Origin of the sequence: Pseudomonas sp. ML2-2023-3 (assembly GCF_037055275.1) — a bacterium.
Lineage (GTDB): Bacteria > Pseudomonadota > Gammaproteobacteria > Pseudomonadales > Pseudomonadaceae > Aquipseudomonas.
In genome coordinates this window covers 4,019,200-4,039,836 of the sequence record NZ_CP146343.1, presented here as the reverse complement: position 1 = coordinate 4,039,836, position 20,637 = coordinate 4,019,200, and the positions used below count along the sequence as shown (strand labels likewise).

Annotated in this window: 15 protein-coding genes and 3 pseudogenes; 12 read left to right on the top strand and 6 right to left on the bottom strand. The window is 58.4% G+C overall.

Going from position 1 to position 20,637, the window contains the following annotated elements; all coding sequences use genetic code 11:
- Window positions 1–12 precede the first annotated feature (12 nt).
- From V6P94_RS18510 to V6P94_RS18480, 7 genes and pseudogenes are all read left to right on the top strand, one after another.
- Window positions 13–1,581, top strand: coding sequence for a CoA-transferase (locus tag V6P94_RS18510; protein WP_338648127.1), 1,569 nt, complete (start codon window positions 13–15; stop codon window positions 1,579–1,581).
- Window positions 1,582–1,622: 41 nt separating this feature from the next.
- Window positions 1,623–2,750 (top strand): iron-containing alcohol dehydrogenase, encoded by a 1,128-nt coding sequence (locus V6P94_RS18505; RefSeq protein ID WP_338648125.1) that lies wholly within the window; start codon window positions 1,623–1,625, stop codon window positions 2,748–2,750.
- Entirely contained in the window at window positions 2,750–3,883 is a 1,134-nt protein-coding gene (locus V6P94_RS18500; protein WP_338648123.1) for an acyl-CoA dehydrogenase family protein, read from the top strand. Before V6P94_RS18505 ends, V6P94_RS18500 begins: the two co-directional genes overlap by 1 nt.
- 69 nt (window positions 3,884–3,952) lie before the next feature.
- On the top strand, window positions 3,953–5,611 hold the full coding sequence (locus tag V6P94_RS18495; protein ID WP_338648121.1) for an acyl-CoA synthetase: 1,659 nt from the start codon (window positions 3,953–3,955) through the stop codon (window positions 5,609–5,611).
- Window positions 5,612–5,795: 184 nt separating this feature from the next.
- Window positions 5,796–7,373 carry an aldehyde dehydrogenase (NADP(+)) gene (locus tag V6P94_RS18490; RefSeq protein WP_338648119.1) on the top strand — a complete coding sequence of 526 codons (1,578 nt, stop codon included), beginning with the start codon at window positions 5,796–5,798 and terminating at the stop codon, window positions 7,371–7,373.
- Between the two features lie 99 nt (window positions 7,374–7,472).
- Window positions 7,473–8,742 (top strand): annotated as a pseudogene (locus V6P94_RS18485) (OprD family porin).
- Between the two features lie 561 nt (window positions 8,743–9,303).
- A complete protein-coding gene (locus V6P94_RS18480) occupies window positions 9,304–10,158 on the top strand; it encodes an AraC family transcriptional regulator (protein ID WP_338648116.1) in 855 nt (284 codons plus the stop codon).
- Window positions 10,159–10,623: 465 nt separating this feature from the next.
- Here the strand turns inward: V6P94_RS18480 and V6P94_RS18470 are convergent, their stop codons facing one another.
- The gene (locus tag V6P94_RS18470) at window positions 10,624–11,367 is read right to left on the bottom strand and encodes an SPOR domain-containing protein (protein WP_338648114.1); all 744 of its coding nucleotides are present in this window, start codon (window positions 11,365–11,367) and stop codon (window positions 10,624–10,626) included.
- Window positions 11,368–12,212: 845 nt separating this feature from the next.
- Here V6P94_RS18470 and V6P94_RS18465 point away from each other — a divergent pair.
- The gene (locus V6P94_RS18465) at window positions 12,213–13,520 is read left to right on the top strand and encodes an OprD family porin (protein ID WP_069556833.1); all 1,308 of its coding nucleotides are present in this window, start codon (window positions 12,213–12,215) and stop codon (window positions 13,518–13,520) included.
- Between the two features lie 152 nt (window positions 13,521–13,672).
- On the opposite strand, the gene V6P94_RS18460 is transcribed toward V6P94_RS18465, so the two are convergent.
- From V6P94_RS18460 to V6P94_RS18450, 3 genes are all read right to left on the bottom strand, one after another.
- Window positions 13,673–14,692, bottom strand: coding sequence for a zinc-binding alcohol dehydrogenase family protein (locus V6P94_RS18460; RefSeq protein ID WP_017737781.1), 1,020 nt, complete (start codon window positions 14,690–14,692; stop codon window positions 13,673–13,675).
- Between the two features lie 10 nt (window positions 14,693–14,702).
- Window positions 14,703–14,996: a putative quinol monooxygenase gene (locus V6P94_RS18455; RefSeq protein WP_017737780.1), complete on the bottom strand. Its 294-nt coding sequence runs from the start codon at window positions 14,994–14,996 to the stop codon at window positions 14,703–14,705.
- A gap of 188 nt (window positions 14,997–15,184) precedes the next feature.
- The gene (locus tag V6P94_RS18450) at window positions 15,185–16,276 is read right to left on the bottom strand and encodes an NADH:flavin oxidoreductase/NADH oxidase (protein WP_338648106.1); all 1,092 of its coding nucleotides are present in this window, start codon (window positions 16,274–16,276) and stop codon (window positions 15,185–15,187) included.
- A gap of 85 nt (window positions 16,277–16,361) precedes the next feature.
- Between V6P94_RS18450 and V6P94_RS18445 the strand changes: the two genes are divergently transcribed.
- Window positions 16,362–16,676 (top strand): helix-turn-helix transcriptional regulator, encoded by a 315-nt coding sequence (locus V6P94_RS18445; protein ID WP_017737778.1) that lies wholly within the window; start codon window positions 16,362–16,364, stop codon window positions 16,674–16,676.
- Window positions 16,677–16,706: 30 nt separating this feature from the next.
- Here the strand turns inward: V6P94_RS18445 and V6P94_RS18440 are convergent, their stop codons facing one another.
- A complete protein-coding gene (locus V6P94_RS18440; protein WP_338648102.1) occupies window positions 16,707–17,615 on the bottom strand; it encodes a LysR family transcriptional regulator in 909 nt (302 codons plus the stop codon).
- 122 nt (window positions 17,616–17,737) lie between these two features.
- Between V6P94_RS18440 and V6P94_RS18435 the strand changes: the two genes are divergently transcribed.
- The 3 genes and pseudogenes from V6P94_RS18435 to V6P94_RS18425 all read left to right on the top strand — a co-directional run bounded on the left by V6P94_RS18435 (window position 17,738) and on the right by V6P94_RS18425 (window position 19,437).
- On the top strand, window positions 17,738–18,481 hold the full coding sequence (locus V6P94_RS18435) for an SDR family oxidoreductase (RefSeq protein WP_017737776.1): 744 nt from the start codon (window positions 17,738–17,740) through the stop codon (window positions 18,479–18,481).
- Window positions 18,482–18,548: 67 nt separating this feature from the next.
- Window positions 18,549–19,040 (top strand): annotated as a pseudogene (locus tag V6P94_RS18430) (LysR family transcriptional regulator); the annotation flags it as partial.
- A gap of 76 nt (window positions 19,041–19,116) precedes the next feature.
- On the top strand, window positions 19,117–19,437 hold the full coding sequence (locus V6P94_RS18425) for a hypothetical protein (RefSeq protein ID WP_017737775.1): 321 nt from the start codon (window positions 19,117–19,119) through the stop codon (window positions 19,435–19,437).
- Window positions 19,438–19,713: 276 nt separating this feature from the next.
- Here V6P94_RS18425 and V6P94_RS18420 read toward each other — a convergent pair.
- Window positions 19,714–20,601, bottom strand: a pseudogene (locus V6P94_RS18420) (Mu transposase domain-containing protein); the annotation flags it as partial.
- Between the last annotated feature and the right edge of the window lie 36 nt (window positions 20,602–20,637).

The window sequence follows — 20,637 nt, the reverse complement described above, 5'->3', positions numbered from 1 at the left end:
GAGGAGAGTGTAATGACCAAAATATGCTCGGCTGCCGAGGCCGTGGCCGATATTCAGTCTGGCCAGACGGTTGGCTGTGTCGGTGTTATCGGATGGCTCACGCCGGATACCTTGCTGCAGGCGCTGGCGCAGCGTTTCGAGGAGAGTGCCTCGCCCCGGGATCTGACTTTTTTCTTTCCGGTCAGCGTTGGCGACGCGATGGACATCCGCGGGATGGATCATGTCGCGATAGAAGGCTTGATGAAGCGCGTCATCTCGGGCAACTACATCAATACGCTGGATCCGAAGACCGGAAAACGTCCGCAAATGATGCGCTTGATCCGCGAGAACAAGGTCCAAGCCTATTGCTGGCCCATCGGCGCGACCATGCATTGGCTCCGGGAAGTGGCGCGCCGCGGTCCGGGTTACCTCACGCGCATCGGCCTGGGTAGTTACATCGACCCGCGCCAGCAAGGGGGTAAATATACGGCGTGCGCTGAGGAAGATCTGGTCAAGCTGGTGGAGTTCGAAGGCCAGGAATATCTGTTTTATCCCGCTCGGCCAGTGGACGTAGCCTTGCTGCGCGCAAGCAGTGCCGATGAGTACGGCAACCTCAGCTTCGAAGACGAGCCGATCACTTCCAGCGCCTTGGCCATGGCGCTCGCGGTAAAGGCCTGTGGCGGCACAGTGATCGCGCAGGTCCGCAAGATCGTCCCCCGCCAGGCGCGGCCGGTGCACTCTGTGCGTGTTCCCGGCGAACTGGTGGATCGTGTTGTCGTTGCCCCTCAAGCCATGATGACCACCGAGGTCGTGTATGACGACAGCTACCTGGGGGGGCAGCTCTTTCCTGGTGGCTGCACGGCAGTACTGCCTGCCGGTGCCGACAAGATTATCGCCCGGCGGGCGGCTTGCGAGATTCGTCCGGGCGTGCCGAGCATCTTTGGCTTCGGCGCATCTTCCGATATCCCGAGCGTGATGATGGAAGAGGGCGCCTTCGATGGCGACGGACTCCTGCGTCACCGCTTTACGACGGAGCACGGTCCGTTCGGTGGCATCGTCATGAGCGGCTGGCAGTTCTCCGCCAACAAGTATCCGGAGGCGCTGCTCGATGGCCCGGCCCAGTTCGACTTCATCAATGGCGGCAACTGCAAGGTCGCAGCGCTGGCGTTCGCCCAGTTCGATGAAAACGGCAACGTCAACGTCAGCCGATTCGGCGCTGCGAACCCGGGGCCTGGCGGGTTCATCGATATCGCCTACAACGCTGAAACCTTGATTTTCACCGGCACCTTCACGACCGGTGGGCTGGAGGTGGCGTACGAGGGCGGCGAGTTGCGCATCGTGCGTGAAGGATCGGTACGCAAGTTCGCCCGCCACGTGCAGGAAATTACCTATCCGGTGCGTCTCAACGTCGCCACGCGTGGCCAGCGCGCCATGCTCATCACCGAGCGGGCGGTGTTTGCCATCGAGCCCGATGGGCTGGTGCTGACGGAAATCGCTCCCGGGATCGACCTGCAAAGCCAGGTACTCGATCTGATGGACTATGCCCCGGTGCGCATAGCCAACCCCTTGCCCCTGATGAATGCGGCCGTGTTCAAGTCCTGAGCACGCCATCGTCGCGCCAATAAACGAGGAGATTCCACGCTATGGCTGTTATCAACTATTTGACCACCATCCAATTCGAACAGGGCGCAATCGAGCTATTGCCGTCCGAGCTTGACCGCCTGGGCATACGGCGGCCCTTGATCGTCACCGACCAGGGCGTGCGCGCTGCCGGGCTGCTTGATCGCGTACTCGGGACCCTGGCCTCGCCGCCCGGCGCGATCTTCGACGAGACGCCAGCCAATCCCACCGAGGAGGCGGTCATCGCCGCTACTGCGATGTTCAAGGACAACGACTGCGATGGCATCGTTGCCCTGGGTGGCGGATCGCCGATCGATCTGGGCAAAGCGACGGCGCTTCTGGCCACCCATCCTGCGCCGCTGCAGCAGTATTCGGTGGTGGATGGCGGTGTCGGGCGAATCACCGACAAAGTCGCGCCACTGGTGGCGATTCCCACGACGGCAGGGACTGGCAGCGAAGTAGGGCGGGCCAGCGTTATCGTGATGAAGTCGGGGCGCAAGCTTGGCCTGTTGAGCCCTTATCTGCTGCCAAAAGTGGCCATTTGCGACCCGGATCTGACGCTGGGCCTGCCGCCGATGTTGACAGCGGCTACCGGCATGGATGCGATCGCCCACTGCATCGAGACTTTCCTGGCGCCTGCCATCAACCCGCCCGCCGAGGCCATCGCCCTGGATGGTTTGCGTCGGGGTATGGCCAATATCGAGCGCGCGACGATCGATGGCAGTGACCGGGAGGCGCGCTGGAATATGATGATGGCGGCGACTGAAGGCGCGATGGCGTTTCAGAAAGGACTGGGAGCGGTGCATGCCCTGTCCCATCCCCTGGGGGCCGTGCCCGGCATTTCCTTGCACCATGGCACCCTCAATGCGGTGCTGCTGCCGGCAGTGATGCGTTTCAACCGGCCAGCCGTCGGTGCCAAGTACGAGGCGTTGGCCCAAGCCATGGGACTGAGTGCAGGCGTCGCCCCGGATGAAGCCATTGCCCGGTTGACCGCCCGCCTGGGTCTGCCCGTAAGCCTTGGCGCGATGGGCCTGGACCGGGCTGCGCTGCCTGAGATTGCCCAGGCAGCCCTCAAAGACCACTGCCACGCCACCAACCCCCGTCCTGCCACCGCAGAGGACTACCTGCGGATGCTCGAGGAGTCTTATTGATGAATGAGCAACATGTAATGATTCGCGATGCCGTCAGGCGGTTCGCCGAGCAGGAGATTGCACCGGTCTCCGAACGCCTTTGGGAGGAGCAGGAGTTTGCCTATCAGGTCTGGAAGCAGGCCGGAGAGTTGGGCTTCCTCGGCCTTCCCTACCCGGAGGAGCATGGTGGCGGTGGCGGGGACTGGCTTGGCTTTACCATTGTGCTGGAGGAAATCGCCCGCGTAGACGCGGCTGTGGCATCGTCCATGATGGCCAATTCCACGCCCGCCAGCCTGATCAACAACTATGGCACTCCCACGCAGAAGGAGCATTACTTGCGCCCCATCATCGACGGGACGCAGGTGGGCTGCATTGGGCTGACCGAGCCGAATGCAGGCTCGGACGCCGCCAATATCCAGACCCGTGCCGTTCTGCGAGACGGTCAGTGGATCATCAAGGGTTCCAAGACCTTCATCACCAATTCGGGTACCGACATCACCGGCCCGATCGTGATCGCAGCCGTTACCGGCACGCGGGACGACGGGCGCAAGGAAATCTCCAACTTTATCCTGCCGTCCGATACCGCCGGTTTCAGTCTGGGGCGCAAGCTGCAGAAGATCGGTTGGCGCGGATCGACCACTTATGAAATGTTCTTCGAAGATTGCGTGCTGCCGGCCGACCATCTACTCGGCGAACAAGGCGCGGGGCTCAAGCAGACCCTGGGCAACATAAGCACCGGGCGCATCCTGATCGGCGCGCTGGGGCTGGGTATTCTGCAAGGCTCCATGGAACGCTCGGTCGCCTACTTGAAGGATCGCAGCGCCTTCGGCAAGCGGCTCGAACATTTTCAGGCGCTGCAGTTCAAGGTCGCCGACATGGCCACCCATGCCCACGCCGCCCGCCTGATGCTCTACGACGCGGCCTCGCGCAAGGACGCCGGTTTGTCATGTGATGTCGAGGCGTCCATGGCCAAGCTCTTCGCTACCGAGAGGGCGATGGAGGCGGCTCACCAGGCGATCCAGATCCATGGCGGCAACGGCATCATGACTGAATACCCGGTCGCACGCGCTTTCGGCGACGCCAAGGTATTGGAGATCGTCGAAGGCACTTCCGAAATCCAACGCATGATCATTTCCAGGCAAGTGCTGAGCTAAACGCGTCCTGCAGCCTGTGCCGGTTCCGTTGGGGAGCCGGTCGTTCAGCTTTCTTCGGGGAAAATCAGCATGCCAGGCTCCAATCCTTATGACCTCGGCCTTGAGCAAAGTCCGGTCAACTACCGGCCTCTCACGCCGCTGGGCTTCATAGCCCGCACCGCCCAGGTATATCCGCAACGGTTGGCGGTTATCCATGGTGCGCGTCGATACAACTGGTCCGAGACCTACGACCGGGTCTGCCGCCTGTCATCTGCGCTCAAGGCCGCGGGCATTGGCCGTGGCGATACGGTGGTATTGATCGCCGCCAACACCCCGGAGATGATCGAGGCGCATTTCGGCGTACCGATGTGTGGCGCGGTCTTGTGCACGGTCAACACCCGGCTCGATCCTGCGGCAATCGCCTACATCCTGATGCATTGCGAAGCCCGGCTCGTGATCAGCGACACCGAATACGCGAGCGCCGTCGGCCAGGCGCTGGCACTTTTGGAGCACCGGCCCAGGGTGATCGACATCGATGACACCGAGGGGCCGGGCGGCGAGCGCCTGGGTGAGCTCGACTACGAGGCGTTCATCGGCGCGGCTTCTACAGACAAGCATTGGCAGGAACCTGTGGACGAGTGGCAGCCGATTGCCCTGAACTACACCTCGGGCACCACAGGGCGTCCCAAAGGGGTGGTCTATCACCATCGAGGGGCTTATCTGGCGGCACTTTCAAATATGCTCGACTGGCAAATGCCGCGGCACTCCATCTTCCTGTGGACCCTGCCCATGTTCCATTGCAATGGCTGGGGCTTCGTCTGGACCATCGCGGTCAACGCCGGCACTCACGTGTGTCTTCGCCGCTGTGAACCGCAACGCGTGCTGTCGATGATTCGACAACACGGTGTTACCCATTACTGCGGCGCGCCGGTGGTGCACGCCATGCTGGCCCATGCGCCAAAGGAGTGGAAAGCCGGGATCGGCCACCGTGTTCATGGCCTGATCGGTGGCGCTCCGCCCCAACTGCCGGTGATCGCGGCGTTGCATCGAATGGGCATCGATCTTTTGCAGATATACGGTCTGACAGAGGTCTACGGTCCCGCTGTGGTATGTGCCGAGCACCAGGAATGGAGCGAGCTTTCCACCGACTTGCTGACCGAACGCAAAGGTCGACAAGGCGTGCGTTATACGGCTCAGGAAGATATGGCGGTCCTGGACCCCGAGGACTTCACGCCGGTACCGCGCGATGGCCGCAGCATTGGCGAAGTGATGTTCCGCGGCAACATGACGATGATGGGCTACCTGAAGGATCCGCAGGCCACCGCCGAGGCCTTTATGGGTGGCTGGTTTCATTCCGGCGATCTTGCCGTGGTGCATGAGGACGGCTACATCCAGATCAGAGACAGGGCTAAGGACATCATCATTTCAGGTGGTGAGAACATTAGTTCGGTCGAGGTCGAGGAAGTGCTTTACCGCCATCCAGCTGTCCGTACCGCGGCGGTGGTGGCCATGCCCCATGCCAAGTGGGGCGAGACCCCCTGTGCCTTTGTCGAGACGAGCCCTGACGCGAGCATCGGCGAAGCGGAACTCATCGCCCATTGCCGCTCCTGCCTGGCCCATTACAAGGTGCCGACGCGGGTCATCGTGGGGGATTTGAGCAAGACGGCAACTGGCAAGGTGCGCAAAGTCGAACTGCGTGAACATGCCTTGCGGCTGGCTTCGAAAGATGCGGCCACCCCGATCGATTGAAGGACGTTCGAGATTGAAATTCCGGTTTCCGTAGGCCTGGTCGGGCTTGCGCGATGTTGTGCAAAAAAAATTCAACTGGATGCCTCATCCAGGTCGAGTGACGTTGCAGCCGCGGACAGTGTCGGCGGCGATCACGACGGCCCGGTGTTTTCGGTATCCCTGCCTTTTGAGCGAGGAGACACCCATGAAAATTCTCGGCCATAACTACACTGGCGGTACACGTCGCGGTGAAAGCGGCGTCTATCTGCACAGCTACGATGCGACCTCTGGCGAGCGGTTACCCTATGACTTCGTCCAGGCGAGCCCCGCCGAAGTCGATGCGGCTGCCCTGGCCGCCGCTTCGGCTTATCCCACCTTTCGTGCACTGCCGGCTGTCAAGCGTGCGGCGTTTCTCGACGCTATTGCCGACGAACTGGATGCACTGGGTGATGACTTCGTTTCCCTGGTAACCCGCGAAACCGCGCTGCCTGCCGGCCGTATCCAGGGTGAGCGTGGCCGTACCAGCGGCCAGATGCGGCTGTTTGCAAACGTGTTGCGCCGTGGCGATTTCTACGGTGCCCGTATCGACCTGGCGCAACCCGATCGCAAGCCGCTGCCGCGTGTCGATCTGCGTCAGTGCAAGATGGGCGTTGGCCCGGTGGCTGTATTCGGTGCCAGCAACTTCCCGCTGGCATTCTCCACGGCAGGCGGTGATACCGCCGCCGCCCTGGCTGCCGGTTGTCCGGTGGTACTCAAGGCGCACAGTGGCCACATGGCGACCGCCGAATGCGTGGCCGATGCCATCATCCGTGCCGCGGAACGGACCGGCATGCCCAAAGGCGTGTTCAACATGATCTACGGCGCAGGCGTCGGCGAGGCACTGGTTAAACACCCGGCGATCCAGGCCGTTGGTTTCACCGGCTCGCTCAAAGGCGGTCGCGCGCTGTGCGACATGGCTGCGGCGAGGCCGCAGCCGATTCCGGTGTTCGCCGAGATGTCCAGCATCAACCCGGTTCTGGTGCTGCCCGAAGCGCTCAAACAGCGTGGTGCCAGCGTCGCCAACGAGCTGGCCGCTTCGGTGGTCATGGGCTGTGGCCAGTTCTGCACCAACCCCGGCCTGGTGATCGGCATTCGCTCGCCAGAGTTCTCCCGCTTTATTGAAAAACTCGCCGGCTTGATGGGCGATCAGCCAGGGCAAACCATGCTCAATGCCGACACCCTGCGCAGTTACGAGAAGGGGCTGGCGGCACTGCATGCGCACAAGGCCATCAAGCATCTGGGGGGCCAGGCACAGGAAGGTAAGCAAGCCAGGCCGCAGTTGTTCCAGGCCGATGCCAGCCTGCTGCTGGAAGGCGACGAGTTGCTCCAGGAAGAGGTTTTCGGCCCGACCACCGTCCTGGTCGAAGTGGCTGACAAGGCCGAGTTGATCAAGGCGCTGCATGGCCTGCACGGTCAGCTCACCGCGACCCTGATTGCCGAGCCAGACGACCTGGCTGCATTCGCCGAACTGGTGCCGGTGCTGGAGCAGAAAGCCGGCCGGTTACTGCTCAACGGCTACCCGACCGGCGTCGAGGTGTGCGACGCCATGGTGCACGGCGGGCCTTATCCCGCCACCTCGGATGCGCGCGGCACCTCCGTCGGTACGCTGGCCATCGACCGCTTCCTGCGCCCGGTGTGCTACCAGAACTACCCGGACGCGCTACTGCCGCAGGCGTTGAGGAATGCCAACCCGCTGGGCATTCAACGTCTGCTGAACGGTTGCAGTACCACCCAGGCGATATAAGGCCTCATCCGCAGATGCTGATGCCTGTCGGTTCGCCGGGTATCTCGACGTAGTGCCGTTTGGGATCGCCGATTTACCACCTAACAAGAAGAGAGAGCTATGCACGTACTTCGTCCCACCCAAGTTTTTCTGCTGTCAGGCCTTACTGGGGCTTTCGGCGTTTGTTCATCCGCTTCGGCTGCGTTCCTTGCGGACAACAAGGCCAGTCTGGACATGCGCAATTTCTATATGAACCGAGACTTCCGCCAGCCAGCGGCCCCACAAAACAAGGGCGAGGAGTGGGCGCAAGGCTTCCTGTTGCGCTACGAATCCGGCTACACCGAAGGACCGGTGGGCGTCGGGGTCGATGCGCTTGGCCTGCTCGGCATCAAGCTGGATTCGAGCCCGGATCGCGCGGGCGCCACCGGTCTGCTACCGCGTGGCGCCGAGTCGAGGAGGGCACCCGATGACAATAGCGAGCTTGGCCTGACTGCCAAGCTCCGGGTCTCCAAGTCCACCCTCAAAGTGGGGGACCCTGATTTCCAAGCTGCCGGTATTGCAGCCCAACGATACACGGCTGCTGCCGCAGACCTTCCAGGGGGGCTGGCTGAACTCGACGGACCTCGCGAGTCTGACCTTCGACGCCGGTCGCCTCACCCAGGTGAACCAGCGCGACTCGACCAATCGCGAAGACATGACCGTCATGAAAGGCCCCAGGCGCAACATCGTGACCGGGGCGAGGGCCACCACCGACCAGTTCGACTTTCTCGGTGGCAATTTCATGTGGAGCAAGACGCTCAGTACTGGCTACCACTACGCGCAGTTGGACGACCTGTACAAGCAGCATTATCTGACGGTGATGCATGTGTTGCCTATTGCCGAGGGGCAGGCGCTGAAATCCGATCTGCGTTGGGCCCGTTCGACCGATGACGGCAGCAGCAATGTCGACAACCAAATGCTCGGCGCCATGTTCACCTATTCAATGGGTGCGCACGCCTTCGGTCTCAGCTACCAGAAAATGAGCGGCGATACCGGTTTCGCCAACGTTCAGGGCACCGATCCGTACCTGGTCAACCTGCTGCAAATCAACGACTTCGGCAATCAGGACGAGAGCTCCCTGCAAGCCCGTTACGACTTCAACTTCGCCGGCCTCGGCATTCCTGGCCTGACCTTTATGACCCGCTATGTAAAAGGCGACCAGGTCGACCTGGGAGTCGCTTCGGGAACCGGCAAGGAGTGGGAACGTAATACCGACATCGGCTATGTGATCCAGAGTGGCGCGCTGAAAAATGTCGGCATCAAATGGCGCAACGCGACTTATCGCTCGAGCTTTGCCAGTGAAATCGACGAGAATCGCCTGATCGTCAGCTACAGCCTCCCGCTCTGGTAAGGCTGTTGCGTCGATGTCCATGCCGGGCGCCGTTCTGGCAAAAGGGTAGATTCACGAGTCAGGAACTCCCGAGCAGATCTTCGACCGTCCGAAAAAAAGCTGAACGGCAGACTTTTTACGCTCGGTGCTCTGAAGATCAGGCTCTTGCAATGAGAGCGGCGAATCCGCGGTTATCGGCTGATGCCGTAACCGCGGTCGTGGCGTGCCGGATGTGTTTGATGCCTAAAAGCAAAACGTGGAGCGCAGCACCAGTATTTGCGAGTTGTTGCCGCCGGCGCTTTTGATCGCGGAACCGATGTCTTAGAACAAATAGTCGGAGTCAACGAAAACGTTAGCGGTCGGGGTCCAATTGGCGTTGGCCTGATACAGGGTGACCAAGCGTTTTCCGCTGCTGGTGGTTGTTCCGGGGGCTGCGAAAGTCGAGGTAGACGCTCGGTCATTCGCGCGCGATAGTGGCCAGCCAACATTGAGAGATCGCCGGGGTCTAGAAACAGATAGGCGCCGCGATTATTCTTCATTGTGGCCGATAACAACATCGCTTCAAGCGAGCGGAGGAATCTGATGTCCATAGCCCAACGGGTTTTCCACGGCAGGTTTGGCCGGGTCGCCTTGCTGAATATGGATCGTTCGCTGGTTACCCACACCCATTCCGAATGCCATGTGCTGGTCAAGGTGTCCGGCGAAGACACTTATTTCAACGTCAACGGTCGGCGGGTTCCACTCAGCGATCGCACGACGGTGCTGGTCAACGCCTGGGAGCCGCATTTCTACGATCCGCAGCCAGGCGCCGGTGCCACCGTAATCCTGGCGCTTTACATCGAGCCCGCTTGGCTGGCCACTGCTCAGCAGTCGCTGGCACTCAGCGCCCGACCTGATTTTTTTGCCCAGTCGTGCATCGAATTGAAGAGCCGTAATCGCACCTTGGCCGACATCCTGGTCGCCGAAGCCCATGGCTGCGGGATCGTGCCGAAGGAGCGCATGGAATTCATGCTGTTCGACTTCCTGATTGAACTGATCGAGGACTTTTCCAGCTGGCGGCATTTATCGCTACTCGGTGCGCCGAACTCAGCTGAGTTCCGTGACGCGCGCGTGCGTCGTGGCACCGCATGGTTGCTTGAGCACCTCGATGATCCGAACCCGATCGACAACGCCGCGCGGGCTTGTGGTCTGTCGCGGGCGCACTTCTTTGCGCTGTTCAAAAAAGATACCGGCCTGACGCCGACCCTGCTGCTTAACGATGCGCGCATGCGGCGGGCTTTTGCCTGGCTGGAACGTGAGCGCAGTGGAACGTTGGGCCTGTTGTCGGAGAACCTCGGGTTCTCCGAGCAAGGTCATTTCACACGGTTTTTCCGTCAGCACATCGGAGCTTCACCCAGCCAGTATCGGCGCGTAGTGGATTGTTATACGACGGCTTGAACCGAGAGGAGGGCGGGGGGTATTGGGCAATACTCCCGCCGATGAAGTTAGTCTTTCATCTTGAAATTGCCGGTTTTTATAGACGACCAAACTTGTAGAGTCTATTAATTGTCGAGAGCATCATAGATCTCTTTCATGCGTTCTTCGCGCATCAACTCAAGTTCTTCTTTGGTTTCAGCTACCCACTGCAGGATAAAATCCCAGCAATCGCAGTCGTGAGCATCCGCTTCTGTTTCAAAAGCTTCTTTCAGAAATTTAAGGCGATATTCTTCTGGCGAGAGCCTGCAGTTTTAAGCGAGGCTGTAATTCAGCTCGCTGAGTTCAAGCTGAATCCATAGATTGGCGTCCAGGAATTTCTTCAGGGCAAGTTCGGCTCTAAGTTCTTTTGCGATCATGAATGCTCTCTTGTGGCATGCAATAAGTAGCTGGTTGTTCAAGGTCGGCCCAGCGCTAAATTGGACTATGTCAATTTCCTGCCGTCATCCATCCTCGAACGCCATGACTTTCACTCAGCTCTTTCACGACTCGAGCCGCGTCCTGCTTATGTTTATATGGGCCTATGACGACAAAGTTGTTTTCTTTACGCGCTACCGGCAACTCCAGTTGCTGAATGGCTTTTAGTGCGCGATGGCGGCTGGGCGTATTCAATGCAATTTCGATCACCCAAAGGCCGAATGAAGGCGTGGCTGGAGCTGCGTTTTTAGCGTGGAAAATGTAGCCGCCGCACGTCAAGCACGTGCGTTCCAGCGTGATTAGCGAGCCTGGTACGGTGCCAAAGACATGCCATTGCGGATCATCGGTTCTTTTGCGGGCGAAGATTGCCAAGAGCAGGCCGGTAAAGGCAATCAGCCCGCTGAGGATGATTGTCCATATGCGTGCCTGTGCGGGTAAAGAGGACAGCGTAAGTACTGGTGTTTCGTCTGGCTTTTCGTACAAAAACTGTACGGCGTCAGCCTCCGTTGAGTCGGGTGTGCGGGATTCGTTTTTTGCAAGGGGCGTGAGTTCGTCGGGAAGATTTGTACTGATCTCTGTCGCAACTTTATTAGCAATGTCGTCAAATTCGTGCTCGAAGTCTGTCACTTTTTGCTGGATGTATGAATTGTCGACGTTATTTTCACAAGTTGGTCCTGTGGACGTGTAGATCCATAGTAGAGCTGATAATTGCCATAAAACGTTAGTTACCAGTAAGCCCAAGCTAAGCTTTCGCACGGCGCCCTCTCCAAATCAAGTGAATAGTTATTTGTGCCATTTCTTTTTATAAAGAAAGGTTTTATTTCTGATCCTGAGATGGTCTGAGTTCTCGAGCGCGTCAGTGTGCCCGAGCGCCAAAATTAGTTGGCTGCTTTTTGTTGTTTTAAAGAACATCGGGCGTGCACTTTATAGACTACCGATTCACGAAAAAGGCTCAGATAGTCGAAAAAACCATATCAGAATGGGAGAGGTTAATCCTATGAAATACTTGTATTTAAGATAAATATCGTGGCCAAAGTGCCTTGTGGGAAACCGCGAAGGATCTGCATTCGCCACTTATGTGATGAACACTCAAAATTCAAAAGTTATAGAGCCCGGTCGCTATCCATAAAGTCATCGAAGTCGTCGAACATGACCGGAATTGTGTCGGGTCCCAGCCCCTTAAATCAGACGCAAAGACAAATTTCCAGACTTCGGCGCAAAACTCCATCTCCCCAGGCAAAGCGCTCCCTGCGCCTTTCACACACACTTGGCTCTAGCGCTCTCGCGCTGTAAAACAACAAGAGCCACGAAAAATGACCAGATTCCCACCTGCTATCGAAAGGCAGACCTGCCATATCGGCGCCCTCCGGGTACGCTACATGCGACGATCATCCGTTCACCTCATGCTCATGTGCAGATCACCTCGGTGGTTTTTTCCAACGCGCTGCCATGGAGCAGAATGTTCAGAAGAATAAGATGGCGTGCCAATTATCGGGCTAGTTGAAATTGACTAAGTACCGGTCCTTCGTGTGCGTTGCGTTGACCTCTAAGATTTTGCGTTGCTTCTATTACTTTAAAATAACAAAGGGAGCGCTATACAATTGAATAGGAAAAAAATTGCTGCAAGTTCGGTGTTTCTTGGTATCACCCTGAGTGCACAGGCGCATGCTGACTTTCTAAGTGATAGCAAGGCCACCTTGGGGATGAGGAACTTCTACTTCAATAACGACAACCGCGATGGCACTGCCGCCCCTTCCAAAACCGAAGAATGGGCGCAGGGTTTCATGTTGGACTTCAAATCGGGTTATACCGATGGCATGGTTGGCTTTGGTGTCGATGGCCTGGGATTGCTGGGGGTTACCCTGGACAGCGGCAAAGGACGGCATGTCGGCAGCACCATGATGCCTTCTGACAGTGACAACCGTGCCGTCGACGAGTGGAGCCGGGTGGGGCTGACCGGAAAAGTCAAAATGTCGAAAACTGAACTTCGCTACGGCACCTTGATTCCGAAACTCCCAATTCTGGTTGCCAACGATGGGCGCGTACTTCCACAAACCTTCGAGGGCGGTCAAATCACCTCGAGCGAGTTCAAGGGGCTGACCTTGACTGGAGGTCGGATCGAACATGCGACAGGGCGTGGTTCAAGCGATCAGACGGGGTTGGCCGTTGCTGGTGGTACGCGTGAGAGCAATCAGTTTGACTTCGCCGGGGGCGATTGGAGTGTCACCAAGGATCTGACAGCTCAGTACTACTACGCAAACCTCGATAACTACTATACGCAGCATTTTTTTGGATTGATTCACACCCTTGCGCTCTCGGACAATCAGTCCCTTAAAACCGACCTGCGCTACTTCAAAACTGACTCGTCAGGTGCAAATAGCTCCGGTACGTCAGGCTACAGAATTAATGGCTACACCAAAAACGGTGATGGAGAGATCGACAACCGTACCTGGAGTGCCGCGTTGATTTACACGCTGGGTGGCCACGCGATTACTGCGGGGTACCAAAGTGTGTCGGATGGCAGCAACTTCACTCAACTCAATCAGGGCAGCCTGATAGACAAGGGCGCCGGTGGAGCAAGCCTGTATCTGTATACAGACCGCCTGATCCAAACGTTCACCCGCGCAGGCGAGCGCACAGCTTTCGGTCAGTATGCTTACGACTTTGCCGCTCTGGGAGTTCCTGGCCTGAAAGGCTCGGTCATGTACCTCTCCGGCGATAATATTAAAACTACGTCCGGCGACAACCAAAAGGAATGGGAAAGAGACATTAGCCTGGACTACGTCCTTCAGTCCGGAGCGCTTAAAGGTGTCGGGTTCGGCTGGCGTAACGGCAAGTCCAACAGCGAAGCGGCTCGTAACGTAGATCAGAACCGAGTTTTTGTAAGCTATAGCATTCCGCTTCTCTAACGAGTGTCATGAGGACGAATAGCCGCTTTCAGTCCGGCCACGCTGAGGAAGGCACCCGATAACACGGGTGCTTCTGTGCAGGATTATCCGCCCGACGCTCAGGACATTAGGTAGGTGGTGCAGCCGGTTTGATTTATTTTGTCTACGCCCTCTTAGAAGCCTTCCAGCACGATCTTGCCCTTCGCCTTGCCGCTTTCCAGCAGAGCATGGGCTCGACGAAGATTTTCTGCGCTGATGCGCCCGTAGTTTTCGCCAACGGTGGTGCGCAAGTCACCCGCATCAATGCGCCGCGCAATTTCGTTGAGGATGTTGTGCTGCTCTTGCATGTCCTCTGTCTCGTAAAGCGAGCGGGTGTACATCAGCTCCCAGTGCAACGACAGGCTCTTGCGCTTGAGCGGTACGGCGTCAAGCGTGGCCGGGTCATCGATCAGGCCCAGCTTGCCCTGAGGCTTCAGTGATTCGATGATTTGCTCGTAGTGCCGATCGGTCTGGGTCAGGCTAGCGACATGGCTGACTTGTGCGATACCGATGCGCTTGAGCTCCTCGCTGAGTGGCTTGGTATGGTCGATGACATGATGCGCACCAAGCTCGGTGACCCAGGTCTGGGTTTCAGGGCGCGAAGCCGTACCAATGATCGTCAACCCGGTTAGCTGACGCGCCAGCTGAGTCAGGATTGAACCCACCCCGCCTGCAGCGCCGATGATCAGCAGCGTTTCGCCCCGGTCGGTGGTATCGCGTGCAACACCGAGGCGATCAAACAGCAATTCCCAAGCGGTCAAGGAAGTCAGTGGCAATGCCGCAGCCTCGCTGAAATCCAGCGACTGGGGTATTGAGCCGACGATACGCTCGTCCACCAGTTGCAGCTCACTGTTGCTGCCCGGGCGGATCAGCGATCCGGCGTACCAGACCCTGTCACCGGGCTTGAAGAGCGTTACGTCGCTGCCGACCGACTTGACCACGCCGGCAGCGTCCCAACCGAGGATGCGCGGCTGGCTTTCGTCCTCGTGCGGTACGTAGCCCTGCCGCACCTTGGTATCGACAGGATTGACCGATACGGCCTTTACCTCTACGAGCAAGTCGCGCGGCCCCGGCACTGGCTCGGGTATATCGATCTCCACCAAGGCGTCGGGATGTTCAATAGGCAGGCATTTGAAGTGTGCAATGGCTTTCATTCGAAGATCCTCAGGAGATGCGATACATTTTCGTGATGGTGAGCTTTTCAGCAGCGCGTTCGATGAAAGGGAGCGCTGCCTGAAAATGCGGTGTCGCTTCGTGAGCAGTCAGCGCCGCTTCGTCCCGCCACTGCTCGATCATGTGGAAAGTGCGAGCCTGCTCGGCATCACGGTGGAAATCGTACTGGATGCAGTCCGCTTCGCTTCGGCTTGGGCCTTGCAGGCCCTGCAGCGTCTGCTCGAGCTCGACTTCGAAGCCGGCCTTGGCGACCAAGGTGGCAATCAGTGTCAGAGGGGTGGTCATCAAACCTCCTGTCTGTGTGCGATATGAAGAGGGAGCATTGGCTGGCACGGGTGTATCGAAGATGTCCATGCCGGCCATGCGGCCAAAAACCTGAATCCGGGTGAGAGCGCGACAACAATCTTGCCCACTTGGGCATTCGACCAAGTTGATAGCCCTAAGGCCACGCGAGCGCTCTCGCTCCGGCGGGATCACCTGTAGCGTTCAAGCCAATGGGCATAGGGAGCGGGCAAGGTCCAGGCAGCACGCTCTACACCCAGCGCCTGGGCGGCTGAATAGGACCAGTTAGGATTGCCCAGGTGCGCCCGGCCAATCATCGCCAGGTCCAGTTGACCACTTCTCACCGCTTCTTCGGCGACGCTCGGCGTGCCGAAGCCCCATGCCGAGGCCACCGCAATCCCCGTCTCGCGCCGTACCCGCTGGGTAACTTCGCCCATGAAACCGGGGGCCCAAGGAATGTTGGATTCAGGGATGGTGAACCCGATACTGACGCTGAGCAAGTCCAAACCACCGTCCTTGAAACGACGTGTCAGTTCGATAGCCTCTGACAAGGTCTGTTCATCCCGGCCGTCGTATTCGATAACACCCAGGCGAGCGGTCAGCGGCAAGTGCTCTGGCCATACTTCGCGAACCGCCGCCAGTGTTTCCAGCAGAAAGCGGCTACGGTTATCGAAGTTTCCGCCATAGGCGTCGTCACGAAGGTTGGAGTGTTCAGAGAGGAATGACTGGGCCAGATAGCCATGGGCGAAATGCAGCTCTAACCACTCGAAGCCAGCTTCACGTGCACGGCGAGCGGCTGAGACAAAATCCTCGCGCACCCGGGCGATATCCTCCAGCGTCATGGCTTTCGGCTGCTTGGCGAGCTGAGCGCCAAAGGCAACAGCCGACGGGGCGATGGTCTGCCAGCCACGCGCATCATCCTCGCCGATATGATCGTCACCTTCCCAAGGACGGTTCGCACTGGCCTTGCGCCCCGCGTGGGCAATCTGGATACCTGGCACTGCGCCGGCAGCCTTGATCGATTGCACCACCGGCACGAAGGCACGGGCGAGCTCATCATTCCAGATACCAGCGCAGCCAGGCGTGATCCGTCCTTCGGGTGATACGGCAGTCGCCTCGACGACCACCAGTCCTGCGCCGCCACGCGCGAGGGTGGCATAGTGCACAGTGTGCCAATCGTTGATCAGGCCATCATTGGCCGAGTACATGCACATGGGGGGAATCGCGATCCGGTTGCGAAGGGAGACATCCTTGAGCGTGAAAGGTTGGAACAGCGCAGACATTAGGTTTTTCTCCGAGGGATACTATTTCTCTTGTTCGATAATATTCGAACTATTGACATAGAGCAAACCCGTGTATGATTCGCTCATGCGCCCCTTCAAACACCTTCCTCTCAGTGAATTCGTTCTTGAGCGTCTGTTTTACGCCTTGAGCGACCCTGTACGCCTGGAGATTGTCCGGCGCCTCGCCGAGCTGGGAGAGGCCAGCTGTGGCGAGCTGGACGGTGGCCGTGCGAAGTCCACCATGTCCCACCATTTCCGGGTGCTGCGAGATGCCGGACTGGTTCAAACCCAGACCATCGGCACGACCCACATGAACTCGTTGCGTAGGGAAGACTTGAGTCACCGTTTTCCGGGCCTGCTGGAAACGATCCTGTCCCAGTACGACGAAAAAGGAAGATGAGGCTCACGGGTGTTTTTCCACCCAACTCTTTCAGCGCGCGCTCTGCGCAAAAACACGCGGATCTGAGAAGCAGTTGACCAGGTGGTCGTACACCAGCCTCACTCTCGGTGCCACGGGCCCTGATTGCGGGCGATACATGATCAATTCGGAAGGCGGCGGGGCATCGTGTTGCATGAGCTCGACCAGTCGCCCTTCAGACAGATAGGGTTCTGCCAGATAACCGGGCATTTGCCCAAAGGCGATTCCCGCCAGAACAATCTCTCGCTCGGTTTCTGGATCGTCGCAGGTAAATGCCGGGGAGGCAGGCAGGAACGTTTGCCCCTCGGCAAGCACCCACGGCCAGGGGCGGCCGTTTTTGCGATCGATCAGCATCGACAGGGGCAAGCGTTTCAGATCCTCGATGCTGCCAGGGCATTGCACGGTGTCGAGGAGTGACGGCGCCGCGACGATTTTCAGGTCGACATGGGCCACCGTTCTGGCGATATAGCGCCGATCCCGCACAGTTCCAACACGAATACCGATGTCAATCTTGTTGGCCACCGCGTCGGTGAGCTGGTCATCCAGGCTCAGGTCGATGCTCAGGCCGGGATTCTCCCGCATCAGCGGTTTCAGAAACTCAATCAGATACAGCTTGCCAATGGCGTGGGGGGCCGTGATGCCGACGACGCCTTTTGCCTCCTGTTTACTGTTGGCGATAAACAACTGATCCACCCGTTCCAGGGTTTCCCGGGCTTGCAAGGCGAGTTTGGCACCAAAAGCGGTGACGTGAACCTGCCGCGTGCTACGGTGGAACAACAGCTCCCCAAGCGTGCGCTCCAGTTCTTTGATGGCGCGTGTCACGGTCTGCGGAGAGGTGCCGAGGCGGGTGGCTGCATCGCGAAACGTGGTCGATTGCGCCGCCACCGAAAAGATCCGAATCAGCTCCATGCGATTGAGCATTGGCGTCAACTCCCGTTCCAGAAAATGGAATTCTCAAATCCGAACTCTTCCATTTTCTGACGAATAAAACCAGCGCAGACTGCACTCATCAACCCAAACAGGTCTCAACAGGTGCGCTGAACATGAGTAAAAACATCCAGGGTAAAGTGGTCGTTATCACCGGTGCGAGTAGCGGTCTGGGCGAAGCAACGGCGCGTCATCTGGCAGCGCTCGGCGCCCATGTAGTGCTTGGCGCCCGTCGCCAGGATCGTCTGGACGCGATTGTCCGGGAGATCGCCGCAGCAGGCGGCAAGGCGATTGCCCATCCGATCGATGTCACAAACAAAGAGGACTTGTCTGCGCTGGTCGCCAAGGCTGTCGAGGCATTCGGTCGCATCGATGTGATGATTAACAATGCAGGGCTGATGGCGATCTCTCCGATTTCGCAGCTGCGCGTCGAAGAGTGGGATCGCATGATCGACATCAACATCAAGGGCGTGTTGTATGGCATCGCGGCCGCGTTGCCGCTTTTCGAACAACAGGCCAGCGGTCACTTCATCAACATCTCGTCGGTTGCCGGCATCAAGGTGTTCAGCCCCGGTGGATCGGTGTACAGCGGTACCAAATTTGCGGTGCGCGCTATTTCCGATGGCCTGCGTCATGAAGTCGGCGGGAATATTCGCACGACGACCATCGAGCCGGGCGCGGTGGATTCCGAGCTCAAGTTCGGCAGCGGGCACCAGCCGAGCGCCGAGGTCGTTGGCGAGTTTTACAAGAAGGCCATCCCGGCTGATTCGGTTGCACGGGCCATCGCTTACGCGATCGAGCAACCTGCCGATGTCGATATCAACGAGATTGTTCTGCGTCCGACGGCGCAAGACTTCTGATAGTTAACCTGTGCCGTTTGTGCCCTTGCGCAAAGGCACGGGCGCGAGCGACTAAGCTTTAGCACTATTGAATACTTCGAATGTCTGGCCTGGAGCCAAACTTCCACGCAAGCCAACCAATATCGGTGATATCAACCCGTTTGTTTTTACCGTGAAGGCGGGAAGCTTTACCGCCGCGGCGATTACACTGGGCATGGACCCGCATTGTTCGCTTGGAGGACCGGATGGGCGCACGGTTGCTCAATCGCACGACGCGCAAACTGAGCCTGACAAACGAGGGGCAGATTGCGTATGAGCGCTGGCGGCAGATTATCGAGGATCTTGATGAGGTCGAGGTGACCATGGTCCGGGCCGTGGGCGGCCGACCGGTACCTTTAAACTCACGGTCCCGCTGTCCTTTGGTCAGCGCCATGTCCTGCCGATCCTTGATGCCTATCTGAAGCAGTGGCCTGAGCTGCACGTGGAGTTGTGGTTTACCGATCGCTTTGTCGACGCCCTTTTTACCACAGATGTAGCCGACTCCTCATCCTTCCCAGGAGCGTCATCCCGTTTTTCAACGCCTGTTTCAACCAGAAGCACTCACTATCGGTCCGATTTTGCCGCTGGAAACCCATCCCGGCCGAGCGGCCCCGACCATGCGCGGTCATTTCGAGATGGCGCAACGCGTCGAAGCGCTGGACTTTGGTGCGCTCTGGATGCGTGACATTCTTTTCTACGATCCGGATTATGGCGACGTGGCGCAGATGTTCGAACCGCTGGGCCATCCACAGCCAGCCAAGCGCCTATGCCAACAGCCAGCCGATGATGGTCCTCACCGACACGGCCGTGTTCCCAATAATGTGAATATAAGCAGCTCGCATGTTGTGGTCACGGCTATCCACTTCAAGGTTGTTGTGAGCATGCTCCGTGAATTCGACGGTCCGTTCACTAGATGGCAGAGCAACGGCTACTTTTGAACCCATGCGGCTCCGGAATTTCGCTGGTGGTTTCCAGAAAGCCGGCTGTCTGCATAGTTAAACACTTGCCGCGAACCGTCCTGGCGTATCGTCGTAACAGTGACATAGCCGGCCGAGAGAATACCATTCATCCGGAAGTCACTGTTGATAGGGGGGGCGAGCCTGTGAAAAGCTTACCATTGACTGGTCTAATCCCATTCAGTCTGGAATCTTCAGCATGCGAACTGTCGACATCCAGCAGGCAAGAATAAACCTGTCCCAGCGTTGATGAGGCTGTCAAAGGATGTCATTCCTGATTTCCAAGTCCGGCAGGCGGCTCTCCTCATCTGTTGTACGGAGTTGGTAATATCGGGCCGTGTTGGCAACGGGTGCCACCTTAAGTTGTAGGCTGGTTTCTACGGAGAGCGGCGGTGCAGTGGCGGTGAGTCGGGCGAGAACATTTAGGATGTGATCGGCACTCAGGGCGCCAGACAATCCTCGCAAGCGCCAATCGATTTCGCGCGTGCCGCGCTCAGCGCTTCACACAGGGGGACCGAAGGTCCCGACTCAAGCACCAGTTCTACCGCTACCAGCACCGGGTCGAGACCAGCGATGGGCACAGCAGCCAATACCTACGTCATAATTTGATCACCGTTGCTGTGATGTCTCAGGCCCCGCTTGAGAAGCCGCAACGGAGTGGGCAGATCAGCAAACGGCGTGCCATTGCACAGTGCACTGGGTTTGCGTTCGATGAGTGGGATGTAATGCTGCCAGTCAAAACTGACCTGATCTCGATCAAATAGGCACTCGTGGCTGGCAATCATCGTGTCATCGGCGATGACCCTGATCCGGGAGGGATATAGACGGCTGCTGACCCACTGGCCGACTCGCTCACACGGCACCGAATCGCGATTTCGTGCCACGCAGATCAGGCAGGTGCTGGAGACCCTTACGGTGTGCTCGACGTAGCCATCAAAGGTGGTCGGCATCCATTTCGACCCGCTCCAGCTCCAAAACGTCCGCCACCGTCAGCCCGTTGCACTAGGGGTGTAGCAGCTCGCTCCAGAGCGCACGCACGACAGCGTTGGCCCAGCCAGGCATTTAGTTCCTCGAGGGTGTGGAACATGCAGTTTGAGCGTCAATCCAGATGCGCCGTCGACTGCCTTGAACGTTCTTATCGACAAGAGGGTTGGCCGGGATTCGCACCAAATTCGCCAAAAT